The sequence below is a fragment of the Pseudomonas sp. K2I15 genome, assembly GCF_002204795.1.
Lineage (GTDB): Bacteria > Pseudomonadota > Gammaproteobacteria > Pseudomonadales > Pseudomonadaceae > Aquipseudomonas.
In genome coordinates this window covers 15835-42072 of sequence record NZ_NIXO01000023.1, presented here as the reverse complement: position 1 = coordinate 42072, position 26238 = coordinate 15835, and the positions used below count along the sequence as shown (strand labels likewise).

Genomic DNA, 26238 nt, shown 5'->3' with positions numbered 1-26238 from the left:
TACTTGCCAGTGACCCTCTGTGCCGTATTACAGTCAACGTCAATTCGCCGCCGTTCTCCCGACCCGAGTGCCCATGAACGAACAGTTGCAGCCCCTCAAGAAACAACCGCGAGCCGGTAAGGCCGGTCGCAGTGGAACCCAGGACGATATCGTCTACGCGCATATCTTCGAGGCGATCCTCGAACAACGCCTGGCGCCCGGTACCAAATTGAGTGAAGAAGCACTGGGCGAAATCTTCGGCGTGAGCCGCACCATCATTCGCCGCGCGCTGTCGCGCCTGGCCCATGAAGGCGTGGTACTGCTGCGGCCCAATCGCGGCGCGGTAGTGGCCAGCCCGAGTGTCGAGGAAGCCCGCCAGGTGTTCCTCGCCCGGCGCCTGGTGGAGCGCGCGATCACTGAATTGGCGGTGCAGCATGCCACGGCCGAGCAACTGGCCGAGCTGCGGCAGATGGTCAACGATGAGCGCGACAGCTTTTCCCGGGGTGATCGCGGGGCGGGTATCCGGCTTTCCGGCGAGTTCCACCTGAAGCTGGCCGAAGCGGCGAAGAATGCCCCGCTGATCAGCTTCCAGCGCAGCCTGGTGTCCCAGACCTCATTAATCATCGCCCAGTACGAAAGCGGCAACCGCTCGCACTGTTCCTACGATGAGCACACCCAGTTGATCGACGCGATCGAAGCGCGGGATGCGGATTTGGCGGTGAACCTGATGATGCACCACATGGATCACATCGACAGCAAGCTCAACCTCGATGAGGAAAGTGCGTCGGATGACCTGCACGCGGTGTTCTCGCATTTGTTGCAGACCAAGAAGCCAGGGCGCTCGTCTGTAAAGTTGTAAACCCGATCAAAAATGTGGGAGCTGGCTTGCCTGCGATAGCATCACCTCGGTATCACTGATACACCGAGGTGTGTGCATCGCAGGCAAGCCAGCTCCCACATTTGTTTTGGGGTGTTTGCTGAATCAGCGTTGATGCACGAGCTGCCCCGCCGCATACGTCTGCAACACTGCCCGGTCATCCCCCAGCGTCATCAGTACAAACAGCGTCTCGGCGATGTTGTTCGCCTGCTTCAGGCGATAGCTGAGCAGCGGCGTGGCGTTGTAATCCATCACCAAAAAGTCTGCATCAGTACCCGGCTGAAGCGTGCCGATCTTGTCTTCCAACCGCAGCGCCCGCGCGCCACCCAGGGTCGCGAGGTACAGCGACTTGAACGGGCTCAAGCGCGCGCCTTGCAACTGCATCACCTTGTACGCTTCGTTCAGGGTTTGCAGCAGCGAGAAGCTGGTGCCGCCACCGACATCCGTACCCAGGCCGACATTCAGCTTGTGCTTCTCGGCCATCGGCAGGTTGAACAACCCGCTGCCCAGGAAGAAGTTTGAAGTCGGGCAGAACGCCACAGCCGAACCGGCTTCTGCCAGCCGCGCGCACTCGTCATCGCACAGGTGCACACCGTGGGCGAACACCGAGCGCTCACCCAGCAGTTTGTAATGGTCGTACACGTCCAGGTAGCCGCTGCGCTCCGGGAACAGCGCTTTCACCCATTCCACTTCCTGCAGGTTTTCACTGATGTGGGTCTGCATGTACAGGTCCGGGTATTCCCCCAGCAACTGCCCGGCGAGGGTCAATTGTTCAGGCGTACTGGTCGGTGCGAAACGTGGCGTCACCGCGTAGTGCAAACGGCCCTTGCCGTGCCAGCGTTCGATCAGTGCCTTGCTTTCCTGGTAGCCGGATTCGGCAGTGTCGGTCAGGTAGTCCGGCGCGTTGCGGTCCATCATCACCTTGCCGGCGATCATCCGCAGGTCGAGCTTCTCGGCCGCTTCAAAAAACGAATTCACCGACTGCGGGTGCACGCTGCCGAATACCAGGGCCGTGGTGGTGCCGTTACGCAGCAGTTCCTTGATGAAAATATCCGCGACTTCTTCGGCGTGGGCCTTGTCGGCAAACTGGCTTTCACACGGGAAGGTGTAGGTGTTGAGCCAGTCGAGCAGTTGCTCGCCATAGGCACCGACCATGCCGGTTTGCGGCAGGTGAATATGGGTGTCGATCAGGCCGGGCGTGATCAGCGCGTCCTGATAATGGGTGACTTCGATGTCGGCGGGCAGGCTGGCGAGCAGTTCGCTGGCGTGGCCCAGGGCGCTGATCTGGCCGTTGTCGATCACCAGCAGGCCGTCTTCGAAATACTCGTAGGAGGCTTCGATGCCTACCTCGGCAGGGTCGGCGATGCTGTGCAGGATGGCGGCACGGTAGGCTTTACGTGTCAAAGGCATGGTCGTCTCAGTTAGTCGCTTGGCTGCGGCGTGAAACCGGCAGCAGTTTGGCAATGGGTTCGGCGCTCGCAGTGTGCTGGCCGAAATTGGCGTTATAGGTGGCGATGATTTCGCCGGCGATGGAGATGGCGATTTCCACAGGCAGTTTGCCTTTGACCTCAGTCAGCCCCATCGGGCAATGCATGCGTTGCAACTGCGCGGTGTCGAAACCGCGATCCCGCAGGCGGTGTTCAAATTTGACGCGCTTGGTCTTCGAGCCGATCAGGCCGAAGTAGGTAAAGTCATTGCGCTTGAGCAGGGCGGCGGTCAGTTCCAGGTCCAGTGCGTGGTTGTGGGTCATGACGATGCAGTAACTGCCCACAGGCAGGTTGTCGATTTCATCCACCGGCTCTTCGCTGACGATTTTACGCACGCCTTGGGGGATGTGTTCCGGGAATTCCTGTTCCCGGGAATCGATCCAGCGTACCCGGCACGGCAGGCTGGCCAGCAACGGCACCAGCGCACGGCCAACATGGCCGGCGCCGAACACCGCGATCTGTGCCTGCACCTGGCCCATCGGTTCAAACAACAGCACCGTCACGCCGCCGCAGCACTGGCCCAGGCTGGCGCCGAGGCTGAAGCGCTCCAGATGCGTGTTCTGCTGGCCACGCACGAGCATGTCCCGGGCGATCTGCATGGCTTTGTATTCCAGGTGCCCGCCACCGATGGTGTCGAACGTGTGGGCGGCGCTGATGACCATCTTCGAACCGGCATTGCGCGGCGTGGAGCCAAGCTCTTCGATGATGGTTACCAGCACGCAGGGTTCACCCTGGTTCTGCAGGTCGGCGAGGGCGCTGATCCAGTTGTTCATGTTTACCTCAACATCTCTGTTGTCAGTTCGACCGCCTTCGCGAGCAAGCCCGCTCCCACATTTTGATTTGTGAACACATTCAAATGTGGGAGCGGGCTTGCTCGCGAAGGCAGCGCCTCGGTCTAAAGCGAAGCCAGCTCGGTTTCAGTTTCCACAGCCGTCGCCACCTGCAACTGCCGCATTTGCTCACAACCCCACAACACCCGCTCCGGGGTCGCTGGTGCATCAATCTTCGGCTGATGGCGATAGTCACCCAGGCTCGCCACGGCGTCCTTGATCGCACACCACGAAGCGATGCCGAGCATGAACGGAGGCTCACCCACGGCCTTGGAATGGAACACCGTGTCTTCCGGGTTCTTGCGGTTTTCCACCAGCTTCACCCGCAGGTCCAGCGGCATGTCGGCCACGGCCGGGATCTTGTAGCTGGCCGGGCCGTTGGTCATCAGCTTGCCCTTGTTATTCCAGACAAGCTCTTCCATGGTCAGCCAGCCCATGCCCTGGATGAAGCCGCCTTCGACCTGGCCGATGTCGATGGCCGGGTTCAGCGAGGCGCCTACGTCATGCAGGATGTCGGTGCGCAGCATCTTGTACTCACCGGTCAGCGTGTCGACGATCACCTCGCAACACGCGGCGCCGAACGCGAAGTAATAGAACGGCCGACCGCGCGCCTGGCTGCGGTCGTAGAAGATTTTCGGGGTCTTGTAGAAGCCCGTGCTGGAGAGCGACACCTGGGCGAAATACGCCTGCTGGATCAACGCTTCAAACGTCAGGATGTGATCGCGAACCCGCACATGCCCGTTGTGGAATTCAACGTCGGCCTCGCTGACTTCATACTTGCGCGCGGCAAATTCCACCAGGCGTTGCTTGATGGTTTCGGCAGCGTTCTGCGCGGCCTTGCCGTTCAGGTCTGCGCCGCTGGAAGCGGCTGTAGGCGAGGTGTTTGGCACCTTGTCGGTATTGGTGGCGGTGATCTGTACGCGGTCGATTTCCACCTGGAATATCTCGGCAACCACTTGCGCGACCTTGATGTTCAAGCCCTGGCCCATCTCGGTGCCGCCGTGGTTCAGGTGGATGCTGCCGTCGGTGTAGATGTGGATCAGCGCACCGGCCTGGTTGAGGAAGCTGGCGGTGAAGGAGATGCCGAATTTCACCGGTGTCAGCGCCAGGCCTTTTTTCAGGATCGGGCTGTTGGCGTTGTAGCGGCGGATCGCTTCGCGGCGCTCGAAATACTGGCTGCTTTGCTCGAGTTCGGCGGTCATCTCTTCGAGCATGTTGTGCTCGACGGTCTGGTAATAGTGGGTGACGTTACGCTCGGTCTTGCCGTAGTAGTTGGCCTTGCGTACCGTCAGCGGGTCGAGGGCCAGATGCCGGGCAATGGCGTCCATCACTTCCTCGATCGCGACCATGCCTTGGGGGCCGCCGAAGCCACGGTAAGCAGTGTTGGATGCAGTGTTGGTTTTGCAGCGGTGACCGTTGACCGTGGCATCGCCCAAGTAATACGAGTTGTCGGAGTGGAACATCGCGCGGTCGACAATCGAGTTCGACAGGTCCGGTGAGCAGCCGCAGTTGCCTGCCAGTTCCAGATTAATACCGTGCAGGCGGCCGGTGTCGTCGAAGCCCACGTCGTATTCGATATAGAACGGGTGGCGTTTGCCGGTCATCAGCATGTCTTCGACCCGTGGCAGGCGCATTTTGGTCGGCTGGCCGGTGAGGCGTGCGACCACCGCGCACAGGCATGCAGGGCTTGCCGCCTGGGTTTCCTTGCCGCCGAAACCGCCGCCCATGCGGCGCATGTCGACCACGATTTTGTTCATCGAGACGTCGAGTACTTCGGCCACCAGTTTCTGCACTTCGGTAGGGTTTTGCGTGGAGCAGTAGACGATCATGCCGCCGTCTTCGGTGGGCATCACCGAGGAGATCTGGGTTTCCAGGTAGAAGTGTTCCTGGCCGCCGATGTGCAGGGTGCCCTGGATACGGTTTTTTGCCGTCGCCAGCGCGCCTGCCGAATCACCGCGTTGGTGGGTGTGGCTGTCCAGTACGAAATGCTTTTTGCGAAACGCCTCGACCACGTCCAGCACCGGCTCCAGGTCTTCGTATTCGATCACGGCGGCCATGGCGGCTTTGCGCGCGGTTTCCAGGTCGCGGGCGGCGACGGCCAGTACCACCTGGCCGACGAACTGCACGGTGTCGATGGCCAGCAACGGATCGCCGGGCATCAGCGGGCCGATGTCTTTCAGGCCCGGCACGTCTTCGTGGGTGATGACGATGCGCACGCCTTCGAAGGCGTAGCAGGGCGCGGTGTCGATGCTGATGATCTTCGCGTGGGCGCGGTCCGACATGCGTGCATACAGGTGCAACTGATTAGGGAATTCCAGCCGGTCATCGATGTACTGCGCCTCGCCCGACACGTGCTTGGCAGCGCTGTCGTGCTTGACGCTGCGACCGACTCCGCTGGTCAGGTCCTGGGCAAACAGTTCGGCGAGTTCGGCCTGGGATTTTTCCACAGCGTGATGGTTAGACATAAGCGGTCACCCGAGTCTCGATGTGCGGCGTTTGCAGTTCGATGAAGTATTTGCGCAGCAGGTTCTGTGCGCTGAGCAGGCGGTATTCCTTGCTGGCGCGAAAGTCCGACAGCGGGGTGAAATCTTCGGCCAGCGCAGCGCAGGCTTTTTCCACGGTGGCAGAATTCCAGGTGGCGCCGTTCAGCACGGCTTCGCAGTTTTTCGCACGTTTTGGGGTGGCGGCCATGCCACCGAAGGCGACGCGGGCGTCGGCGATTACACCGTTATCGATTTTCAGATTGAAGGCGGCGCAGACGGCAGAAATGTCGTCGTCCAGACGCTTGGAAACCTTGTAGGCACGGAACAGCGGCACGCCTTTGGGTACGATGATTTTTTCGATGAATTCGCTGTCCTGGCGGGCAGTCACGCGGTAGTCGATGAAGTAGTCTTCCAGCGCCAAAGTACGGCGGGTGTTGCCCTTGCACAGCACAATCTGCGCGCCGAGGGCGATCAGCAGCGGCGGCGAGTCACCGATGGGCGAGGCGTTGCCGATGTTGCCGCCCAGGGTGCCCTGGTTACGGATCTGCAACGAGGCGAAGCGGTGGAGCAATTCGCCGAAGTCCGGGTATTCGTTGTTCAGTGCGGTGTAGCAATCGGACAACGAAGTGGCGGCGCCGATTTCCAGGCGGTCGTCGAAGCTTTCGATGCGCTTCATCTCTTCGATATTGCCGACGTAGATCATCACCGGCAGTGTGCGGTGGAACTGGGTGACTTCCAGCGCCAGGTCGGTGCCGCCCGCCAACAGCCGGGCTTGTGGGTACGCGTCGTAAAGGTCGGCCAGGTCGGCGACGGTCAACGGCACCAGGCAGCGTTTGTCGCCGCTGTTCAGTTCACCGGTTTGAGTCGGCGCGATGGATTTCAGGCGGGCGATGGTTTCGGCCTGGCGACTGTCGAACTGGTCCTGGGGCTTGTTGCAGCAGGCCTGTTCGGCAGCCGCGAGAATCGGACGATAGCCGGTGCAGCGGCAGAGGTTGCCGGCCAGGGCTTCGTGGGCCTTTTGGCTGTCGGGTGCATCGCTGTTTTTTTGCAGGGCGAACAGCGACATCACAAAACCCGGGGTGCAGAAGCCGCATTGCGAACCGTGGCACTCGACCATGGCCTGTTGCACGCTGTGGAGTTGGCCCTGGTGCTTGAGGTCTTCGACGCTGATCAGTTGTTTGCCGTGCAGGGACGAGACGAAGGTCAGGCACGAGTTGAGGCTGCGATAGCGAATCTGCTCGGCGCCTTGATGGTCGGTGTGCAACTCGCCGACCACCACGGTGCAGGCGCCACAGTCGCCGCTGGCGCAGCCTTCCTTGGTGCCGGATTTGCCCAGGTGCTCACGCAAATAGTTGAGCACGGTCAGGTTCGGGTCCAGGGCGTGCTCGCTACGGAGCTCCTGGTTTAGTAAAAACTGGATCACGGAAGGCCTCGCAGACTCATTATTGTTGTTACCGCTTTGCGCCGAATCTAGTCATGTCTGACTTTTCGGTCAACGATTTTCTGACCTAAGGGTCAAGAAAATGCGATCTCAACATCCTTAATTATGGTTCAGTTCTCTGGAACCGCCGTTTTTGGGGGCTTCTGGACTTTAACGGCTGCTTATTTCATGCCAAATTCATGCTTGTGGGCCGTACGCCATCAATGGGCAAGTGCGCTACACTGCCGCGCTTGTACCGATAGAAGATTTTGAAGGGAAAACATGACGTTCAAGGCGCCGGATAGTCTTGCCGAGCAAATCGCTCACCACCTCGCCGAACGTATCATTCGCGGCGACCTCAAGCCTGGGGAGCGGATCCAGGAGCAAAAGGTCACACTGGCGCTTAATGTCAGCCGTGGCTCCGTGCGCGAAGCTTTGCTGATCCTTGAGCGCCGGCACCTGATCGCGATCCTGCCGCGCCGTGGCGCCCACGTCACCGAGCTTACCGCCCACAAGGTGCAGAGCCTGTGCACGCTGATGGGCGAGTTGTACATCCTGCTGGGCAACGCAGTGGCCGCCGGCTGGCAGACCCAGGCCGACATGGCGCCGTTCGTGCAAATCCAGCAGCGCCTGGTCGCCAGCTTCGACCGCCAGGACATCCGCGCCTTCGTCGAAGAAAGCTTCAATGTGATGCGCGCCGCCTATCCGTTCGCCAACAACCCGTACCTGCAGGAAACCGTCGAGAACCTGCAGCCGGCGATGAACCGTGCCTATTACCTGGCACTGGATCAACGCAAGGCGTCCATGAGCGAGTACCTGGTGTTGTTTGAGCAATTGCTCGCCGCCGTACTGGCCCGTGACCTGCCACAGATTCGCCAGGTGCTCTCGGCCTACGGCGAGCGCAGTTGCTCGCTGGTCGTCGCTGCGTTGGCGGAAGCCTAAGCGTGCGGCTCAAGTGCATCAAACTGGCGGGGTTCAAATCCTTCGTCGACCCGACCACGGTGAACTTCCCCAGTAACATGGCGGCAGTGGTGGGGCCCAATGGCTGCGGCAAGTCGAACATCATCGACGCCGTACGCTGGGTGATGGGCGAGAGCTCCGCGAAAAACCTGCGTGGCGAGTCGATGACCGACGTCATCTTCAACGGCTCCACCAGCCGCAAGCCGGTGAGCCAGGCCAGCATCGAACTGGTGTTCGACAACTCAGACGGCACCCTGGTCGGCGAGTATGCGGCCTATGCGGAAATTTCCATTCGCCGCAAAGTGACCCGCGACAGCCAGAACAGCTACTTCCTCAACGGCACTAAGTGCCGCCGCCGGGACATTACCGACATCTTCCTCGGTACCGGCCTGGGCCCGCGCAGCTACTCGATCATCGAGCAGGGGATGATCTCCAAGCTGATCGAAGCCAAACCCGAAGACCTGCGTAACTTTATCGAAGAAGCGGCCGGCATCTCCAAGTATAAGGAGCGCCGCCGCGAGACCGAAAACCGTATCCGCCGCACCCATGAAAACCTCGCCCGCCTGACTGACCTGCGCGAAGAGCTGGAGCGCCAGTTGGAGCGCCTGCACCGCCAGGCCCAGGCCGCCGAGAAGTATCAGGAATACAAGGGCGAGGAGCGTCAGCTCAAGGCACAACTGTCGGCCCTGCGCTGGCAGGCGTTGAACGATCAGGTGGGCCAGCGCGAAGCGATCATCGGCACTCAGGAAATCAGCTTCGAAGCCTTGGTGGCCGAACAGCGCAACGCCGACGCCAGCATCGAACGCCTGCGGGACGGTCACCATGACCTGTCCGAGCGCTTCAATCTGGTGCAGGGGCGCTTCTATTCGGTGGGCGGCGATATCGCCCGGGTCGAGCAGAGCATCCAGCATGGCCAGCAGCGTTTGCGCCAGTTGCAGGATGACCTGAAAGAAGCCGAACGCGCGCGCCTGGAAACCGAATCGCACCTGGGTCACGACCGCACCTTGCTGCTGACCCTTGGGGAGGAGCTGGGCATGCTCACCCCCGAGCAGGAAGTCACCAGCGCTGCTGCCGAGGAAGCCGCTGCGGCCCTGGAAGAATCCGAAACCACCATGCACGGCTGGCAGGAGCAGTGGGACACCTTCAACCTGCAATCCGCCGAACCGCGTCGCCAGGCTGAGGTGCAGCAGTCGCGCATCCAGCAACTGGAAACCAGCATGGAGCGTTTGGCCGAGCGTCAGCGGCGTTTGGTGGAAGAGCGCGTGCTGCTCGCTGCCGACCCGGAAGACGCGGCGATCCTCGACCTGAGCGAGCAACTGGCCGAAAGCGAAATGACGCTGGAAGAGCTGGAAGCCAGCGAAGAACAACAAGTGGAGCGCTTGGAGCAATTGCGTCAGCAACTGCAACACGCGACCCAGGCCCAGCAAACGGCCCAAGGCGATTTGCAGCGGCTCAATGGCCGGCTGGCCTCCCTGGAAGCCTTGCAGCAAGCGGCGCTCGACCCGGGCACCGGCACGGCGCAATGGCTGCGCGACCAACACCTGGCCGAGCGCCCGCGCCTGGCTGAAGGCTTGAAGGTTGAAGCCGGTTGGGAGCTGGCGGTGGAAACCGTGCTCGGCGCCGACCTTCAAGCAGTGTTGGTGGATGATTTTGGCGGCTTCGATCTGGCTGGATTTGCCCAAGGTGATTTGCGTTTGCTCAGCCCGGCGGCGGACGGCACTCGGGTGCCGGGCAGCCTGCTGGACAAGGTCGAGGCGGCGATTGATCTGTCGCCCTGGCTCGGCCAGGTCAAGCCGTTAGACAGCCTTGAGCAAGCCCTGGCCCAGCGCGGCCAATTAGCGGCCGGGCAAAGCCTGATCAGCCGCGACGGTTTTTGGGTAGGCCGGCACTTTTTGCGGGTGCGCCGCGCCAGTGAAGCGGAAAGCGGCGTTCTGGCTCGAGGCCAGGAAATCGTCAACCTGACCGCCGAGCGCGAAGAGCGCGAAGCGACGCTTGAGTCCCTGGAAAACCAGCTGCAAACCCTGCGCGCCACCCAGCGCCAGCAAGAGACCGGCCGCGAACACCTGCGCCGGCTGTTGCAGGACGAAGCGCGCCAGCAAGGCGAATTGAAAGCCCAGCTTTCGGCGAGCAAGGCCAAGGTCGAGCAACTGACCCTGCGCCGCACCCGTCTCGACGAAGAAGTGGCCGAGATGGGCGAGCAACGCGCCCTCGAACACGAACAAGTCGGCGAAGCGCGCCTGCAACTGCAGGAAGCCCTCGACAGCATGGCCCTGGACACCGAGCAGCGCGAGTTGCTGCTGGCCCAGCGTGACAGCCTGCGTGAGCGCCTCGACCGGGTACGCCAGGAAGCCCGCCAGCACAAGGACCACGCCCATCAATTGGCCGTGCGCCTCGGTTCCCTGCGCGCGCAACACGACTCCACGCGCCAGGCCCTTGAACGCCTGGAAATGCAGTCCGAACGCCTGACTGAAAAGCGCGAGCAACTGAGCCTCAACCTGGAGGAGGGCGAAGCCCCGCTGGAAGAGCTGCGCCTCAAACTCGAAGAGTTGCTCGACAAGCGCATGACCGTCGACGAAGAACTCAAGACCGCGCAAATCGCCCTGGAAGACGCCGACCGCGAACTGCGCGACGCCGAAAAACGCCGGACCCAGGCCGAGCAACAGTCACAACTGATCCGTGGTCAGCTCGAACAGCAGCGCATGGAATGGCAGGCCCTGACGGTGCGCCGCAAAACCCTGCAAGACCAATTGCTGGAAGACGGCTACGACCTGCACGGCGTGCTCAACACCCTGACCGCCCAGGCCAACGAGAAAGAAGCCGAAGAAGAACTTGAACGGATTGCAGCGCGCATTCAACGACTCGGCGCGATCAACCTCGCCGCCATCGACGAGTACCAGCAGCAGTCCGAGCGCAAACGTTACCTGGATGCCCAGAACGCCGATCTGGTGGAAGCCCTGGACACCCTGGAAAACGTGATCCGCAAGATCGACAAGGAAACCCGTAATCGCTTCAAAGATACCTTTGATCAGATTAATGGCGGTTTACAGGCGTTATTCCCGAAAGTTTTTGGTGGTGGCAGCGCTTACTTGGAACTGACGGGCGAAGATCTACTCGATACAGGGGTAACGATCATGGCGCGGCCTCCGGGCAAGAAGAACAGCACCATCCATTTGTTGTCCGGTGGCGAGAAGGCACTGACCGCATTGGCCCTGGTATTTGCGATCTTCAAGTTGAACCCGGCGCCGTTCTGCATGCTCGACGAAGTTGACGCCCCGCTGGATGACGCTAACGTTGGACGGTATGCCCGACTGGTTAAGGAGATGTCCCAGACGGTGCAGTTCATCTATATCACCCACAACAAGATCGCCATGGAAATGGCCGATCAGTTGATGGGCGTGACGATGCATGAGCCGGGTTGTTCGCGGTTGGTGGCGGTGGATGTCGAAGCGGCGATGGCGCTGGTGGAATCCTGAGTCGTACGTCGAAGGAGAATTTTCAGCAGGATGTCAGGTGATTTACCCGTCTGGGAAAAGTGGCAAATGGACATATTTGTTCAAGGCATTTTGACAGACGGTGTAAAGTTATCTTTGGTCGTGCTAGTTTAATGTCAAATTTTCGTATGCGTGGGCAAAACGTCATTCAGAACATAGAGTTGGCGCCACGTTTTAAAGCGGTTTGCACGGTGCTAAACCCCTTATTTTTCAGCATTTTTTATTAGAGGCACGGGATTACATGGAAATCGGTCTGCGCGAGTGGCTGATCGTCATCGGCATTATTGTCATTGCCGGTATTCTTTTTGATGGCTGGCGTCGGATGCGCGGCGGCAAGGGCAAGTTGAAATTCCGCCTGGACCGCAACCTGTCCAATTTGCCGGACGACGACGGCAGCGCCGAGCTGCTGGGGCCACCGCGTGTCCTGGACAACCATAAAGAGCCGCAACTGGACGAGCACGACCTGCCGTCGATGAGCGCGCCGGTGCGTGAAGCCCGTGAGCCAAAACGTGGCAAGCGTGGCGGGGCCAGTGAGCCATCCCAGGGCGACCTGAACCTGGACCTGGAAGAAGGCCCGAGCTTCAGCAGCCGTGACGATGACTTCCCGGATGAAGCCCCGGCCAAGAGCACCCATAAAGAATCCGTCAAGGATCAACCGGCTGCCGAAGAGGTGCTGGTGATCAGCGTGATCTGCCGCGACGCCGCCGGCTTCAAAGGCCCGGCCCTGCTGCAAAATATTCTGGAAAGCGGCCTGCGTTTCGGCGAGATGGATATTTTTCACCGTCACGAAAGCATGGCCGGCAACGGTGAAGTCCTGTTCTCCATGGCCAATGCGGTCAAGCCGGGCATCTTTGATCTGGACGACATCGACCATTTCAGCACCCCGGCGGTGAGCTTCTTCCTCGGTTTGCCTGGCCCGCGTCACCCGAAACAAGCATTCGACGTGATGGTGGCCGCAGCCCGCAAGCTGTCCCAGGAACTCAACGGCGAACTCAAGGATGATCAACGCAGCGTCCTCACTGCCCAGACCATCGAGCATTACCGTCAGCGCATCGTCGAGTTCGAGCGTCGCGCCCTGACACAGAAGCGCTGAGGTTCAAGCTTAAGCGTTGCCTGTAGAATCCATGCACTAACATATTGAGCAGCTTCGGCTGCTCTTTTGCTTTATGAGAGAACACCCATGACCGCCGCCCACACCCGCATCCTCGAACTGCGCGCTGAACTGGATCAGCACAACTACCGTTACCACGTCCTCGACGAACCGAGCATCCCGGACGCCGAGTACGACCGGTTGTTCCATGAGCTCAAGGCCCTGGAAGCCGAGCATCCGGACCTGGTAACCCGTGATTCACCGACGCAGCGGGTCGGCAGTGCGGCATTGTCTGCGTTCACTCAGGTGCGTCACGAAATCCCGATGCTCAGCCTCGGCAACGCCTTTGATGAGAGCACCATGCTTGAATTCGATCGCCGGGTTACCGAAGGCCTCGACCTGCCGGTGGGCGACCTGTTTGGCGGCGGCGCGGCGGTGGAATACAGCTGCGAGCCGAAGCTCGATGGCCTGGCGGTCAGTCTGCTGTATCAGGACGGTGAACTGGTGCGTGGCGCTACGCGCGGCGATGGCACCACCGGTGAAGACATCAGCGTCAACGTGCGCACCGTGCGCAATATTCCGCTGAAACTGCACGGCACCGGCTGGCCGGCGACCCTGGAAGTGCGCGGCGAAGTGTTCATGTCCAAGGCCGGTTTCGAGCGGCTGAACGCCACGCAACTGGAAGTCGGCGGCAAGACCTTCGCCAACCCGCGCAACGCTGCTGCGGGTAGCCTGCGCCAGCTGGATTCGAAGATTACCGCCAGCCGTCCGCTGGAATTCTGCTGCTACGGCGTGACCACGGATATCAGCGATACCCATATCGGCAACCTGCAACAGCTGAAGAAATGGGGCATGCCCATCAGCCACGAGCTGAAGCTGGCCAAGGGGATTCAGGATTGCCTCGACTACTACCGCGATATCGGTGAGCGGCGTAATGCCTTGGCGTATGAAATCGACGGTGTGGTGTTCAAGGTCAATAGCATTGCCTACCAACGCGAACTGGGCTTCCGCGCCCGCGAACCGCGCTGGGCGATTGCCCACAAATTCCCGGCGATGGAAGAGCTGACCGAACTGCTGGACGTTGAATTCCAGGTCGGCCGCACGGGTGCTGTAACGCCGGTTGCGCGCTTGAAACCGGTCAAGGTCGCGGGTGTGACCGTGTCCAACGCCACCTTGCACAACATGGACGAAGTGGCGCGCTTGGGCCTGATGATCGGCGACACCGTGATCATCCGTCGTGCCGGTGATGTGATCCCGCAGGTGGTGTCGGTGGTGACCGAGCGTCGTCCGGAAAACGCCCGCGCGGTGCAAATTCCCGAAAGCTGCCCGGTGTGTGGTTCCCACGTTGAGCGCACGCAACTGGTCAAGCGCAGCAAAGGCAAGGAAACCGTCAGCGAAGGCGCGGTGTACCGCTGCGTCGGGCGCCTGGCCTGTGGTGCGCAACTCAAGCAGGCGATCATCCATTTCGTCTCGCGCCGTGCCATGGACATTGATGGCCTGGGCGACAAGACCATCGAGCAACTGGTGGACGAGAAACTGATCGGTTCGCCGGCTGACCTCTACAAGCTCAAGTACGAACAGATCATCGACCTCGAAGGCTTTGCCGACGTTTCCAGCAAGAAGCTGATCACCGCCATTGAAAACAGCAAGACGCCGACCCTCGCACGGTTCATCTACGCCCTTGGTATTCCCGATGTCGGCGAGGAGACCGCCAAGGTGCTGGCGCGCTCCCTGGCGTCCCTTGAGCGCGTGCAGCAGGCGTTGCCGGAAGTGCTGACGTACTTGCCGGACGTGGGCCTGGAAGTGGCGCACGAGATTCACAGCTTCTTTGAAGACAGCCATAACCAGGAAGTGATCGGTGCCTTGATCGCCAAGGACGAGTGCGGCCTGGAGTTGCAAGAGCAGGGCGACCTGAGCGCCGAGTTTGCGGCCAGCACCACGCTGGGCGGCTTGCTCGACAAGCTGCACGTGCCGTCGGTAGGGCCGGGCGCCGCGCAGAAACTGGCCGACAAGTTTGGCTCCCTCGAAGGCGTGATCAAGGCCGACTGGCTCGACATGCGCCAGGCGTTGCCGGAGAAGCAGGCCAAGGCCGTGCGGGATTTCTTCGACATTGAAGAAAACGCCAATCGCGCGTTGGCCATCGAGCAGCAGCTCAAAGACTTCGGCATGCACTGGCAGAGCGAGAAGAAGGTCGTCGAAGGTTTGCCTGAGGCTGGCCATACCTGGGTGCTCACCGGCTCCCTGGAACTGATGAGCCGCGATGTCGCCAAGGAAAAACTCGAAAGCCTTGGCGCCAAGGTGGCGGGTTCGGTGTCGGCGAAAACCCATTGTGTGGTGGCCGGGCCCGGCGCGGGTTCGAAGCTGGCCAAGGCCAGTGAGTTGGGTTTGAAAGTGCTGGATGAAGAAGCGTTCGTCGCGTTTTTGGCCAAGCACAACATCACGGTCTGATGCTTTTGTGGTGAGGGGGCTTGTCCCCCGTTGGGCTGCGTAGCGGCCCCAGAACCCCTTACCGAGTTCTACCTGAAAGTACTGGTTGAGCTTGCTGGGGCTGCTTCGCAGCCCAACGGGGGGCAAGCCCCCTCACCACAAGTAATAGGCCCACACGTAAAAAACTGGAACGATCAGCTCGTAACCATGATCTAGTCTTGGGCAGCCCTGGGAGAGATCGCCATGTACCGCTTCTTCGAACAACTCAGTTCGCGCATTGCCGCACCGTTCATGGCCGAGACCTCGCGCAACAGCAAGGTTTGGCAGTGTCGCTGCGGGCAGTCTCTATTCTTTCGCAACAGCCAGTGCCTGGCCTGTTCGGCGCTGCTGGGCTATCAGCCGGAGCAGAGTCGCCTGACATCGTTGCAGCCTGGCCCATACGCCGACACGTGGCTGTTGGACGCCGACCCTGAAGCCGGTGTATTTCGCCGCTGCGCTAACCTCGACACCCCAGCCTCCTGCAATTGGCTGTTGCCCGCCGACAACGGCCAGACCTTGTGCGTGGCCTGCAGCCTGAACCGCACCATTCCCGATCTGTCGATCCCTGAGAACCCCGAACGCTGGCGCAAGGTCGAAACCGCCAAGCGCCGCCTGGTGGCGCAACTGATCAGCCTGGGCTTGCAGGTGATTCCCAAGGCCGTCGATGAAGACACCGGCCTGGCCTTCGATTTCGTCGGCATCGACCTGGAAGGCAACGCGCCCACCACCGGCCACGCCAACGGCTTGGTCACCCTCGACATCAAAGAAGCCGACGACGCCCACCGCGAGAAAATTCGCGTACAGATGCGCGAGCCTTACCGCACTTTGCTCGGGCACTTTCGCCATGAGGTCGGCCATTACTACTGGGACCGCCTGATCGCCAACAGCCACTGGCAGGAACCGTTCCGCACGCTGTTCGGCGACGAGCGCGCCAGCTACGCCGACGCCCTTGAGCAGCACTACCAGAACGGCCCGCGCCCGGACTGGCAGCAAACCTGCGTCAGCGCCTATGCCACCATGCACCCGTGGGAAGACTGGGCGGAAACCTGGGCGCATTACCTGCACATGATGGACGCCGTCGACACCGCGCTGGGCTTTGGCATGAGCGCCCGGGAGATGGACCTGGATTACCAGCCGTTTCCCCTGAGCACCCTCTATGACCCTGAACATCCCGGCGGCGCGGCGTTCCTGTCATTCGTCAATGCGTGGATCGAACTGGCCGGCATGCTCAACGAACTGTCCCGCAGCATGGGCCAGCCGGATTTCTATCCGTTCGTCCTGCCGCCTGCGGTGATTGCCAAGCTGCACTTCATTCACCTGGTGATCCAGCAAGAGGGCGGTCGGGCGGATGATGTCGTGCTTTTGTAGGAGCAAGCCTGCTCGCGAAGGTCGTCAACGATGACGTGCCTATCCTGAATGAACGCGGCGTGTTTGCGTTCTTCGCGAGCATGCTCCCGCCCACAGGCAAGTACTTGAACCATCAGATATTTTTAATCCCGCGTGAACGGTTGTAACTTCCGATGAGATCGGTACAATGGCGCGGCTTGCCGAGAGGCGAGCGTCGTTATGGTGACCCCATCGGTCCCCCCGCAACGATTACCCGTGAACCTGGTCAGAGCCGGAAGGCAGCAGCCACAGCGGGAACATTGTGTGCCGGGGTGTGGCTGGTGGGGTTGCCTCCATAACGTCACCCCTCCCAGATTCAAAAAAATACGCTTATGAAACCCTTTGCTGACAATCGTCATCTGCGAAGCGATTTCTGCTGTTCGCCCATCGGAAAAGCACTCACTGGCCCGCAAACAATCGCTGCCAGCAAAAACCCATGAGGCCTCTTTCACAACTTTAAGCATCCACTCTGGACAGCCCCTACTTGCCTTGCTAGTTTTCGCCAGCCACATATTTCAAAATATGTCGGCGGCACAGGGGTGATATTAAGGTGATGGCACTTTATTGCTCATTCACCCCAACTAACAAGGATGTCGGTAATGAAAAGCCTGCAAGGGTTGCCCACGCTCATCAGCGCTTCCGTCGGTGCGCCGGGTAAAGCCCGCAACGTGCCCGCCGATGTTCAGTGCATCCAGTATTTGTTCAACTTGATCATCCCCAAGTTGAGTTTTCCCCTGGCCGAAAACGGCAAGTGCGACGGCCAACTGGTGCAGTGCATCAGCCAGTATCAGTTCCGCTACCTCAAGTACGCCCACCCCGACGGCGTTATCGACCCCACCGGGCGTACCTTCAATAGCCTGATCGAAGAGGCGGTGAAGGTGCCGGTCAAACCGCACCCGACCTTGCGCATTCCGACGTTCCTCAATGTGTTCGGCAACACCAGCACCGACATGGTCCAGGCCACGGTCAACCATTACCTGGACCGCATGCGGGCGATGATCGAGGCCGAGCGACGCAACCGGCAGATGATGCTCCAGGCCACGTGCGACGGCGGTATGACGCTGACGGACGCGGATTTCCAGAACGCCGCCACGCAATTGGGTAATGGTATATCCGTCAATATCATCAAGGCCTTCGCCACGGTGGAGTCGGGCGGGCGCTCCGGGTTTGGGCCGGCCAAGTTGCCGGTGATTGCCTTTGAAGGGCACCACTTTCGCAAGTACACCAAGCGTAAATACGATCAGACCCACCCGCTGTTGTCGTACCCCTACGTGAAGAAGGCCGGCCCCCAGTGGAAGGCCAACAACAAGGATCAGGTCAAGGCTTGGGACACCATGGCCACCGCCTTTGCGCTGGATCAGGAAGCGGCGTTGTTGTCGGCGTCGTGGGGCATGTTTCAGATGATGGGGTTCAACTTCGCGGCCTGCGGTTATAAAACCGTGTTTGAATTCAGTGCGGCGATGAAGATCAATGCCGGCAATCAACTAAAGGGCTTTCTCGGCTTTTGCAGCCAGAGCCCGGCCTTGGTCAAGGCCATGAAGAACAAGGACTATGTCGCCATGGCTATTAACTATAACGGCCAGGATTATGGCGACTATGACCAACGAATCAAACATGCCTACGAAGCACTTGAAGGGAAAAAATAGTATGCCGTTCAAACGTTGCCTGTGCCGGTTGTGGGTTGCCTCTTTTGTTTGTGTTGCTGCGGGAACGCCGGCGTTTGCCGCTACGTTGCATTCGGGCAAGTACGAAGCGCTGATGTTGGCCGTAACGCCTGAGCATCAGGTGGAGGGTTTTTATTCTGAAGCGATGGGCGAGGGCGTGACCCGCACGTGCACGTTCTTCCTGCAGGGCAAGGTCGACGGCGCGAAGGCGTCGGTGTCGACGTGGCTGGATGCGGCCTATCCCGGAACGGTTGCGGCTTCCTCGGACGGTGTGACGCTGACCGTGGAGAAGGGCCGCGAACATCCTGGCTGCATCAGTGTGTTGATGCCCGAAATCGCCACCGGCCTGGACCTGACCCAGACGGCTGCCAAGAAGTGGATTGGCCTGGTGACCGTCTCGGCCGACAAGGCCTTCTTGCAGAAGACCCCGGACGCCAAGGCCAGTCATCGTGCCTATGTGGTCAAGGACGATGTGGTCGCGGTGCTGGCGTTCAAGGATGGCTGGGCCCAGGTCGAGTTCATCAACGGCGAAGGCCGTTCTTCCAAGGGCTGGATCAGCCAGGACCAGTACGCCAGGCTGGTCCCTAAAGGCTGAAGATGTTCCCCGCGCCGCGGTGTGCCAGGCACACCGCGGCTTCTTTATGCCCGCAAATCAGGCCTTGTTGCGGTTGAACAGCTTGCGGACGCCGGCGAACAGCGCTACTACACCGATTATCAGGAACTTCTTCGCCGCCAGCAGGAAGATGCCGATCTTGGCGAACAGCCCGGCCTTGGCCGCGATCCCGCCGGCAACCAGTGCAGCGAGGCCGTAGGTCGCGAGTTTGTCAGTCTTCGGATTGAAGTCGGTGTACAGGTTGCCATCGGTGAAGTTGGTAAAGGCCAGGACCTTGGGCAACTCCTGCTTGATGGTGGCGAGGTCAGCCATCCCGGCGACGGCGTTGAGTTCCAGCACGCCCTCACGGCCCAGCACGCGGATGCTGTAGTTGAGGGTGGTCTGCTTGGCGTCGTCGGCTTTCAGCTCGCGGGCCCAGTACATCTTGTGGGTGGTGTCGTCGTAGTGCGGCGGCTCGGCCCAGCCCAGCAGGTGCAGGCCTGCGTAACCTTGCTTCTGGCGTGCCTTGTTGTCTTCGACGTCTTCGTCCTGCATTTGCTTGAGCAGTTCGGTGTAGTCGATTTTCGCGGCGTCTTCGTCGGAAATGTGCCCGTCGGCCTTGTAGCTGACGATCACGCCCCAGCCGCGCTCCGACAGCGGGCTGACGGCTTTTGGCACGATCATGCCCAGGGTCTTGAAGCCTGGCGGGTTGCCCCAGCCATCGGTCAGCAAGCGCTCGGTGTCTGTAGGGTCGAGGTAGTAGAACTCGTCGTTGAGCTTGAGGGTAGCGATGTCGCCGGGCAGGGTGATCGTGCCGGTCTTCTGCTTGAGCGAGCCCAGAAAGTGTTCGGCGGTTTCGGGTGCTTCGGCAGGGGCTGCGGCTTCAACGGGTGCAGGTTTTGCGGCAGCAAAGGCGGGTGCGGCAGGCAGGCTCAGGGCGGCCGCCGCCAGCAACAGGCGGAAGTAATTCATGGTAGTCCCTTACAAATTGAATTAATTTCACGGCAGGATAACTGAAACATGCTGTAACGGGTTAGCCGAATGTTTCCCGCAGCAGCCCCGCAAATGCGTCCCGCGCCAGGTGGCGCTGGGTGTCCTTGTGCCAGAACAGCAGGTTATCCACCGCCGCCAATTCGTCGAAGCGATACGACGTCAATTGGTTGGCCTGCTCGTAGCGCGCCAGGATGCCTTCCGGCACCAGTGCCACGCCAATCCCCGCGCTGACACAGCCAATGATCGTGCCCCAACTGGCGTAGCTGGCGATGGCCGGTTTGATGTCGTGGGGCTTGAGCCAGTTTTCCAGGGCGGCGCGGTACGGGCAGCCGGGCGGCCAGACCAGCAAGGTGCGGCCAGCCAGGTCCAGGGCATCCTCGATCGGCGCGCTGGAGGCGCTGGTGATCAGCACCAGGCGCTCGCTGTAGACCACGCTCTGTTCGAGCTTCGGGCGTTTGCCGCCGGCGGCTACCAGCGCGGCATCGATACGGTGGTGTTGCAGGTCATCGAGTAACTGCGCCCAGGCGCCGGTCACCAGTTCCAACTCCACCTGTGGATAGCGCCGATGGTATTCAGCCAGCAACGGCGGCAGGCGGCCACTGGCGCTGGACTCCACCGCGCCAATGCGCAGTTTGCCGCGAGGAATCGCGTTGCTGTCGACGGCGCGCTTGGACTCTTCCACCAGCGCCAGGATGCGCTCGCAGTAGTCGAGAAACACCTCCCCGGCGGCACTGATCGCCAACCCGCGCCCGGCACGAATGAACAGCGGGGTACCCAATTCGCTTTCCAACTGCTTGATGCGCGTGGTGATGTTGGAGGGCACGCAGTGCAATTGCAGGGCGGCCTGGGCCACGCTGCCAGTTTGCGCCACGGCTTTCACCATTTTCAGTTGGGCCAGTTCCATCGCTCAGTTCCAGTGATTACAGAAGTCAGAAACGGTTAATTGTCCTGCACCTTGCCGGGGCCAAGACTGACGGCATTCCCACTGCTGGACGCCGTTCATGAAAGCCCCGTCACCTGTAAAGCTTACGCTAGTCACTGCCTGCGTCATCCTCTGTTGGGCGTATTCGCCGATTGGCGTTCATAGGGCCTTGCACAGTTACAGTCCGGGCCAGTTGGCGTTGGGGCGGTTTCTGATTGCGTCGGTGTTGATGGCCGGTGTGGCGCTGGTGGCGAAGATCGAGCGGCCACGTCTGCGGGACCTGCCGTGGCTGCTGGTGCTGGGGTTTTTCGGGATTTTCCTGCATCACCTGACCATCAACTTCGGGCAACAATTTGTGACGGCTGCCGCGTCCAGCGTGCTGGCGCAGTCGGTCCCGTTGTTTACGGTGCTGGTGGCGTTTTTCGGTTTGAAGGAGCGGGTCACTGGCTGGCGCTGGGGTTGCGTGTTGCTGGGTTTGAGCGGGGTGCTGGTGGTGATCTGGGGCGAGCATGGCTTGGGTGAGATTGATCCCCGTGGCTTGATGATCCTGGCGGCGGCGCTGGCGTGGAGCCTTTACTTCACGATCCAGAAACACTATTCCCGGCGCTACAGCCCGCTGACTACGGTGTGCTACACGGTGTGGTCGGGCACTTTGCTGCTGTGTGTCTATTTGCCAGGTTTGCCGGCGGTGGTGTCGCAGGCATCAGCGCAGGCTAACCTCGCGGTGTTGTTGCTTGGCGTGTTCCCCAGCGCCCTGGCGTACCTGGCCTGGGCGTATGTGTTGCGGCATGTCGAGGTCAGCCGCGCTTCGGTGGCGTTGTACCTGGTGCCACCGGTGGCGATGGTGATGGCCGCCACGCTGTTGGGCGAGCAGGTGTCGATGCGCGTGGTGCTGGGTGGCCTGATCGTGCTGGCGAGTGTCGGCGCCATCAGCCTGGAAGGGCGCTGGCGCCGCAAGCCGTCAAGGGTTGACGGTGAACACCCGCAGGCGGTGACCGTCGGGATCCTGGGCGACAAAGGTGTAGCCGAAGTCCGCCTCGACCGGTGACTGGATGATGCTCAACCCCAGTTCCACCCAGCGCGTGTGCAGCTCATCTGCCGTTGCGACGTCAGCGACGCAGAAACCCACCTCGCCACCGCCGACCGTGGCCTGGGCCGCAGGCTCCACGGTATGGCGTGACCACAGGCCGAGCTTCACCCCGTTGTCGAGGATGAACAGGGCAAAGGTCGGCCCCAGCTCCACAGGCGGTTTATCCAACAGGCGGCTATAGAGGTTGGCGCTGGTGGCCGGGCTGTCGACGTACAACAAAAAGTAGTGGGCAATGCTATTCATGATGACTCCCTGATAGTGCGCAGCAATGGCGCGGCTCAGTCCCTAGTCTAAGGGGCTGTCCTGTCAGTTCATGTCAGGAGTCATCCAGCAAAGAGCAGACAGCCTGGCTGCCTGCTCTTTTTATTGCGTGCACTTGTGTTACGAGCTCTAAGGCTTGGACAAGGCCTGGTCTACCGCCGCGATCAGCTTTCCCAGATCCTTCGGGGTGGCTTTATGAATGACACCGAACAGATAAGCGCGCTGTTCTTCCTCGTCGACCAGGTCTACGAAAAAGACTTTCAGCTTCACTCCCAGCGCCTCTGCGAACAAGAACAGAGCCTCGACGCTGGGTGTATAGGTGCCGGTTTCGAAGCGGCTGATGGTTTTAGGGTCAAAACCGGTTTTCTCACCTAGTTCAGCCTGAGTAAGCCCTGCGACCTTGCGGTAACGTCTGATGGCCGGACCCAAACTTGAAATGTGCATCGCTCAATTCCCATTTAGAATCAAGAACTTAACGATAAATATTAAAATTAGACAACCGCATTTACCATCACCTTTTCTTGCAAAGTGTGATGTAATTCGTAGAATCAGCATCTAGGACAAGTGTTTGGTGGTCTCGTTTCAGAAGGCAGGTTTATGAAACAGGAAATCATTGCTCTCTCCTCACTCTCATAAATGTGCCCATAAAACGGACGCTTGGCAGGGACCGAAATGTCGCTAGTCAGTGCCACGCTTCATCACGCCTCACGTGCCGGATACCCGAATTAAAGCCTAGTTGATCATCACTGAATGGATGATCAATTGCTGTGCAAAATCGTGGGTTTGCGTACCTTTGCGGCCAACCAGCCGATCGACGGCGCAGCCCGACTGGGAATACGAATCCGCCTGTCCTGCCTACCCGGTGGTTGAGAGAGCGATCGAATGCTGTCCATGGAGCTTTAACGTGCGTCTCAACTTGCCGGTCACTGCTGTTGAACAGACTTTTGGGGAGCAGCAACGGCTAATTTCCGCAACTGACATCAACAGCCATATTACCTACTGCAACGCCGAGTTTGCCGCGATGAGCGGCTTTACCCAGGCCGAGCTGATCGGCAGCACCCACAATCTGGTGCGCCACCCGGACATGCCGCCCGCTGTGTTCCAGTTGATGTGGAGCCACCTCAAGGCCGGGCATAGCTGGATGGGCGTGGTGAAAAACCGCTGCAAGAACGGCAACTATTATTGGGTCAGCGCCTATGTGACGCCGGTTCTCGAAGACGGGCGGCTGAAGGGCTACGAGTCGGTGCGGGTCAAGCCTACTCGCGAACAGGTGCGGCGCGCCGAAGCGCTGTACGCGCGTTTGCAGGCCGGTGGCGCGGCGGTTTCGCCGGTGCGGCGCCTGGCCTCTGTGGCCCAGGCGTTGGCTTTGCCACTGCTGGCCGCCGCCGCCAGCCTCGCAGCGTTCCAATGGATTCCGGGTGTGTGGGCCCAGGCGTTGACCGTCGGCTTGTTTCTCGGCGTGGGCATGTGGGGCCATCAGCGATTGGGCCTACAGCTCAAGCGGATCGTGCAGAACACGCCCAACGCCTTTTCCGATCCCATCAGTGCCATGACCTACAGCGATGCGTTGGGCCCGACTGCGCAGCTGGAAATGATCCTGATCAGCGAAGAGGCGCGCCTTAAAACTGCCCTTACGCGCCTCAGTGACCTGGCCAACCAGATGGCCGAAGCCGCCGCCCACTCCAGCGTGCTGTCGAGCACCACCGAATCGGCGCTGCTGGAACAGCGCGCCGAGACCGACATGACCGCCGCCGCCATGACCGAGATGGCCGCCTCCATCGCCGAGGTGGCAGTGCACGTGCAACAAACCGCCAGCGAAGCCCACACCGCCAACACCCTTGCCGAGCAGGGCAGCCAGGTGGCCGGCACCTCCCGCGAGGCGATCCAGTTGCTGGCCGGCACCGTCACCCAGATCAACCAGGCGGTGGGCAACCTGGCCGGGCAAACCCAGCAGATCCAGGTGGCCGCGAGCATGATCCAGGCGATCGCCGACCAGACCAACCTGCTGGCCCTCAATGCGGCCATTGAAGCGGCCCGCGCCGGCGAGCAAGGGCGCGGTTTTGCGGTGGTGGCCGATGAGGTGCGTGCACTGGCGGGCAAGACGCGTGAGTCGACCCAGCAGATCCAGGGCATCATCCAGAACCTGCGGACCGGTGCCGATGAGGCGGTCGAGATCGCGAGCCTGGGCATTCACGAAGCCGAGCAGGGCGTGCAGCAAGTGCTTCAAGCGCAGCAGGCGCTGCAAGGCATTCGTCATGCGGTGGAGCGTATTACCGGCATGAGTCAGCAAATGGCGGCCGCCTCCCAGGAACAATCCCACGTCGCCGAGGAAGTTTCACAACAGATCAATAACGTCGCCGCCACAGTGCAAAAGACAGCGGGCAATGCCAACGCTGCAGTCACCCGTGGCAGGGAACTCGAAAGCATCTCTTCCGGGTTGCGCGCCCTGGTCGAGCGGTTCAACCGCTAGCCACAGTGAGCCTGACTCATGGACGAGAAATACCGCAGGGCCGTGGATGCAGCCGCCATTTTCTCCGAGACAGACCTGGCGGGCTGCATCACTTACGTCAATGACCAGTTCTGCGGCATGTCCGGCTACGGGCGTGACGAATTGCTGGGGCAAAACCACCGGATCCTCAGCTCGGGGCTGCACCCGGCAGGGTTTTTCCAGGGCATGTGGCAGGCCATCAGCGAAGGCCGGGTGTGGCGTGGCGAGATCTGCAACCGGGCCAAGGATGGCACCCTGTATTGGGTGGACAGCACCATGGTGCCGCTGCTCGATGAGCAGACCGGGCGGGTGCAGAAGTACGTGTCGATCCGCTTTGACGTCAGCGAAAAGCGCCAGTTGTTGCACACCCTGCAATGGCGGGTCGGCCACGACGTGCTGACCGGCTTGCCGAACCGCGCCTATCTGTCCGAGTTGCTCAACCAGTCCCTGGAATTCTCCCGCAGCGAAGACATTCCACTGGCGCTCTGCATGCTCGACCTGGACGGCTTCAAGGCGGTCAACGATGGCTACGGGCATGCCTGCGGGGATCTGTTGTTGGTGGAGGTGGCCACGCGGCTGCGGGAGATTATTCGCGGCGAAGACGTGGTCGCCCGGCTGGCCGGTGACGAATTTGTACTGATCCTGCGTTACGTGCGCGATATCGACGAGCTAAACGCTGCCTTGCTGCGCATCCTCAAGGCGATCTCCGAGCCGTACTCGATCCAGGGCGCCGAACTGAACGTGTTCGCCAGCATCGGCGTCACGCTGTTTCCCCTGGACGACGAGGACGCCGACACCCTGCTGCGCCATGCCGACCAGGCGATGTACGTGGCCAAGCAGAGTGGGCGCAACCGTTACCAGTTGTTTGATGTGTCTCTGGAGCAGGAGGTCAAGGCCAGCCACCAGACCGTGGAGCAGATTCGCCAGGCCCTCTCGGCCGGCCAGCTGTGCCTGCATTACCAGCCCAAGGTCAATTTGCGCTGCGGCACGGTGGTGGGGTTCGAAGCGTTGTTACGCTGGCAGCATCCCGAGCGTGGCCTGGTGACGCCGGGGGATTTCCTGCCGCTGATCGAGCAGACCGACCTGATTGTCGACATCGGCGAATGGGTGATCGCCCAGGTGTTGGCGCAGATGCACCGCTGGCAGGTGCATGGGCATTGGTGGTCGGTGAGCGTGAACATCGCGGCGCGGCATTTCCAGCGCGAGGATTTTGTCGAGCGGCTGCAAGATTTACTGGCGCAATACCCGCAGGTGGAGCCGCACCGGCTGGACCTGGAAATCGCCGAGTCGGTGGCCATCGACAATATCCAGCGCGTCACCCAGCACCTGGAAGCCTGCCAGGCTTTGGGTGTGCGGTTTTCCCTGGATGATTTTGGCACCGGCTATTCCTCCCTGAGCTACCTCAAGCGCCTGCCGACCCAGACCATCAAGATCGACAAGTCGTTTGTGCGCGACATCCTGCACGACAAGGACGACCTGGCGCTGACCAAGGCGGTGATCGGCCTGGCCCGTGCGTTTGGCCGTGAAGTGATCGCCGAGGGCCTGGAAACCCTGGAGCACGGGCAGTTGTTAATGCGCATGGGCTGCGAAGTGGCCCAGGGCTATTTCATCGCCCGGCCGATGCCGGCGGGGGAGGTGCCGGGGTGGGTTGACGGGTTTGCGCCGCCTGAGCAGTGGCAAAAGCTCGAGTGATGTTTAACTGTGGCGAGGGAGCTTGCTCCCGATGGGCTGCGTAGCGGCCCCAAGATCTTTGGGAGCG

Annotated in this window: 19 protein-coding genes and 1 other RNA gene; 12 read left to right on the top strand and 8 right to left on the bottom strand. The window is 60.7% G+C overall.

The window, feature by feature from the left end; genetic code table 11:
- Positions 1-73: 73 nt before the first annotated feature.
- Entirely contained in the window at positions 74-838 is a 765-nt protein-coding gene (locus CEC48_RS15655) for a GntR family transcriptional regulator (protein ID WP_003219095.1), read from the top strand.
- A 123-nt stretch (positions 839-961) separates the two neighbouring features.
- Here the strand turns inward: CEC48_RS15655 and guaD are convergent, their stop codons facing one another.
- From guaD to xdhA, 4 genes are all read right to left on the bottom strand, one after another.
- Positions 962-2266, bottom strand: coding sequence for a guanine deaminase (gene guaD / locus CEC48_RS15650; RefSeq protein ID WP_088424561.1), 1305 nt, complete (start codon positions 2264-2266; stop codon positions 962-964).
- 7 nt (positions 2267-2273) lie between these two features.
- Positions 2274-3116 carry a xanthine dehydrogenase accessory protein XdhC gene (gene xdhC / locus CEC48_RS15645; protein ID WP_088424560.1) on the bottom strand — a complete coding sequence of 281 codons (843 nt, stop codon included), beginning with the start codon at positions 3114-3116 and terminating at the stop codon, positions 2274-2276.
- Between the two features lie 122 nt (positions 3117-3238).
- Positions 3239-5638: a xanthine dehydrogenase molybdopterin binding subunit gene (gene xdhB / locus CEC48_RS15640; RefSeq protein ID WP_088424559.1), complete on the bottom strand. Its 2400-nt coding sequence runs from the start codon at positions 5636-5638 to the stop codon at positions 3239-3241.
- Positions 5631-7079, bottom strand: a complete 1449-nt coding sequence (xdhA, locus tag CEC48_RS15635) for a xanthine dehydrogenase small subunit (protein WP_088424558.1) — start codon at positions 7077-7079, stop codon at positions 5631-5633. The genes xdhB and xdhA overlap by 8 nt, the downstream gene beginning before the upstream one ends.
- Positions 7080-7358: 279 nt before the next feature.
- Here xdhA and CEC48_RS15630 point away from each other — a divergent pair, with 279 nt between their 5' ends.
- The 8 genes from CEC48_RS15630 to CEC48_RS15595 all read left to right on the top strand — a co-directional run bounded on the left by CEC48_RS15630 (position 7359) and on the right by CEC48_RS15595 (position 18728).
- Complete coding sequence (locus tag CEC48_RS15630) at positions 7359-8018, top strand: GntR family transcriptional regulator (protein WP_088424557.1); 660 nt, start codon at positions 7359-7361, stop codon at positions 8016-8018.
- Between the two features lie 2 nt (positions 8019-8020).
- The gene (gene smc, locus CEC48_RS15625) at positions 8021-11509 is read left to right on the top strand and encodes a chromosome segregation protein SMC (RefSeq protein ID WP_088424556.1); all 3489 of its coding nucleotides are present in this window, start codon (positions 8021-8023) and stop codon (positions 11507-11509) included.
- A 259-nt stretch (positions 11510-11768) separates the two neighbouring features.
- Positions 11769-12620, top strand: coding sequence for a cell division protein ZipA (gene zipA, locus CEC48_RS15620; protein ID WP_088424555.1), 852 nt, complete (start codon positions 11769-11771; stop codon positions 12618-12620).
- A gap of 87 nt (positions 12621-12707) precedes the next feature.
- Positions 12708-15065 carry an NAD-dependent DNA ligase LigA gene (gene ligA, locus CEC48_RS15615; protein ID WP_088424554.1) on the top strand — a complete coding sequence of 786 codons (2358 nt, stop codon included), beginning with the start codon at positions 12708-12710 and terminating at the stop codon, positions 15063-15065.
- Between the two features lie 222 nt (positions 15066-15287).
- Positions 15288-16451 (top strand): putative zinc-binding metallopeptidase, encoded by a 1164-nt coding sequence (locus CEC48_RS15610; RefSeq protein WP_088424553.1) that lies wholly within the window; start codon positions 15288-15290, stop codon positions 16449-16451.
- Between the two features lie 208 nt (positions 16452-16659).
- An RNA gene (ffs, locus tag CEC48_RS15605) (signal recognition particle sRNA small type) lies at positions 16660-16756 on the top strand.
- 312 nt (positions 16757-17068) lie between these two features.
- Positions 17069-18115, top strand: a complete 1047-nt coding sequence (locus CEC48_RS15600) for an N-acetylmuramidase family protein (protein WP_088424552.1) — start codon at positions 17069-17071, stop codon at positions 18113-18115.
- 1 nt (position 18116) lies between these two features.
- Positions 18117-18728: a hypothetical protein gene (locus tag CEC48_RS15595; protein WP_088424551.1), complete on the top strand. Its 612-nt coding sequence runs from the start codon at positions 18117-18119 to the stop codon at positions 18726-18728.
- Between the two features lie 57 nt (positions 18729-18785).
- Here CEC48_RS15595 and CEC48_RS15590 read toward each other — a convergent pair whose 3' ends face one another.
- Positions 18786-19697, bottom strand: a complete 912-nt coding sequence (locus tag CEC48_RS15590) for a DUF2167 domain-containing protein (RefSeq protein ID WP_088424550.1) — start codon at positions 19695-19697, stop codon at positions 18786-18788.
- Positions 19698-19758: 61 nt separating this feature from the next.
- Complete coding sequence (locus tag CEC48_RS15585) at positions 19759-20622, bottom strand: LysR family transcriptional regulator (RefSeq protein ID WP_088424549.1); 864 nt, start codon at positions 20620-20622, stop codon at positions 19759-19761.
- Between the two features lie 97 nt (positions 20623-20719).
- Between CEC48_RS15585 and CEC48_RS15580 the strand changes: the two genes are divergently transcribed.
- The gene (locus CEC48_RS15580) at positions 20720-21688 is read left to right on the top strand and encodes a DMT family transporter (protein ID WP_088424548.1); all 969 of its coding nucleotides are present in this window, start codon (positions 20720-20722) and stop codon (positions 21686-21688) included.
- Here the strand turns inward: CEC48_RS15580 and CEC48_RS15575 are convergent.
- Both CEC48_RS15575 and CEC48_RS15570 read right to left on the bottom strand, forming a co-directional pair.
- On the bottom strand, positions 21602-21973 hold the full coding sequence (locus CEC48_RS15575) for a VOC family protein (RefSeq protein ID WP_088424547.1): 372 nt from the start codon (positions 21971-21973) through the stop codon (positions 21602-21604). The two genes, CEC48_RS15580 and CEC48_RS15575, sit on opposite strands and share 87 nt — an antisense overlap.
- A gap of 147 nt (positions 21974-22120) precedes the next feature.
- On the bottom strand, positions 22121-22435 hold the full coding sequence (locus CEC48_RS15570; protein ID WP_088424546.1) for a helix-turn-helix domain-containing protein: 315 nt from the start codon (positions 22433-22435) through the stop codon (positions 22121-22123).
- Positions 22436-22895: 460 nt separating this feature from the next.
- Here CEC48_RS15570 and CEC48_RS15565 point away from each other — a divergent pair, with 460 nt between their 5' ends.
- The gene (locus CEC48_RS15565; RefSeq protein WP_088424545.1) at positions 22896-24461 is read left to right on the top strand and encodes a PAS domain-containing methyl-accepting chemotaxis protein; all 1566 of its coding nucleotides are present in this window, start codon (positions 22896-22898) and stop codon (positions 24459-24461) included.
- Between the two features lie 18 nt (positions 24462-24479).
- On the top strand, positions 24480-26171 hold the full coding sequence (locus CEC48_RS15560) for a bifunctional diguanylate cyclase/phosphodiesterase (protein ID WP_088424544.1): 1692 nt from the start codon (positions 24480-24482) through the stop codon (positions 26169-26171).
- Positions 26172-26238 lie beyond the last annotated feature (67 nt).

What these genes read in the sequence shown, in the direction of transcription:
- ligA (WP_088424554.1), top strand. Translation starts at nt 12,708, where the DNA reads ATGACCGCCGCCCACACCCGCATCCTCGAACTGCGCGCTGAACTGGAT.
- CEC48_RS15570 (WP_088424546.1), bottom strand. Translation starts at nt 22,435, where the DNA reads ATGCACATTTCAAGTTTGGGTCCGGCCATCAGACGTTACCGCAAGGTC.
- CEC48_RS15575 (WP_088424547.1), bottom strand. Translation starts at nt 21,973, where the DNA reads ATGAATAGCATTGCCCACTACTTTTTGTTGTACGTCGACAGCCCGGCC.
- guaD (WP_088424561.1), bottom strand. Translation starts at nt 2,266, where the DNA reads ATGCCTTTGACACGTAAAGCCTACCGTGCCGCCATCCTGCACAGCATC.
- CEC48_RS15560 (WP_088424544.1), top strand. Translation starts at nt 24,480, where the DNA reads ATGGACGAGAAATACCGCAGGGCCGTGGATGCAGCCGCCATTTTCTCC.
- CEC48_RS15630 (WP_088424557.1), top strand. Translation starts at nt 7,359, where the DNA reads ATGACGTTCAAGGCGCCGGATAGTCTTGCCGAGCAAATCGCTCACCAC.
- CEC48_RS15585 (WP_088424549.1), bottom strand. Translation starts at nt 20,622, where the DNA reads ATGGAACTGGCCCAACTGAAAATGGTGAAAGCCGTGGCGCAAACTGGC.
- CEC48_RS15655 (WP_003219095.1), top strand. Translation starts at nt 74, where the DNA reads ATGAACGAACAGTTGCAGCCCCTCAAGAAACAACCGCGAGCCGGTAAG.
- zipA (WP_088424555.1), top strand. Translation starts at nt 11,769, where the DNA reads ATGGAAATCGGTCTGCGCGAGTGGCTGATCGTCATCGGCATTATTGTC.
- xdhC (WP_088424560.1), bottom strand. Translation starts at nt 3,116, where the DNA reads ATGAACAACTGGATCAGCGCCCTCGCCGACCTGCAGAACCAGGGTGAA.
- xdhB (WP_088424559.1), bottom strand. Translation starts at nt 5,638, where the DNA reads ATGTCTAACCATCACGCTGTGGAAAAATCCCAGGCCGAACTCGCCGAA.
- CEC48_RS15595 (WP_088424551.1), top strand. Translation starts at nt 18,117, where the DNA reads ATGCCGTTCAAACGTTGCCTGTGCCGGTTGTGGGTTGCCTCTTTTGTT.
- CEC48_RS15610 (WP_088424553.1), top strand. Translation starts at nt 15,288, where the DNA reads ATGTACCGCTTCTTCGAACAACTCAGTTCGCGCATTGCCGCACCGTTC.
- CEC48_RS15590 (WP_088424550.1), bottom strand. Translation starts at nt 19,697, where the DNA reads ATGAATTACTTCCGCCTGTTGCTGGCGGCGGCCGCCCTGAGCCTGCCT.
- CEC48_RS15600 (WP_088424552.1), top strand. Translation starts at nt 17,069, where the DNA reads ATGAAAAGCCTGCAAGGGTTGCCCACGCTCATCAGCGCTTCCGTCGGT.
- CEC48_RS15580 (WP_088424548.1), top strand. Translation starts at nt 20,720, where the DNA reads ATGAAAGCCCCGTCACCTGTAAAGCTTACGCTAGTCACTGCCTGCGTC.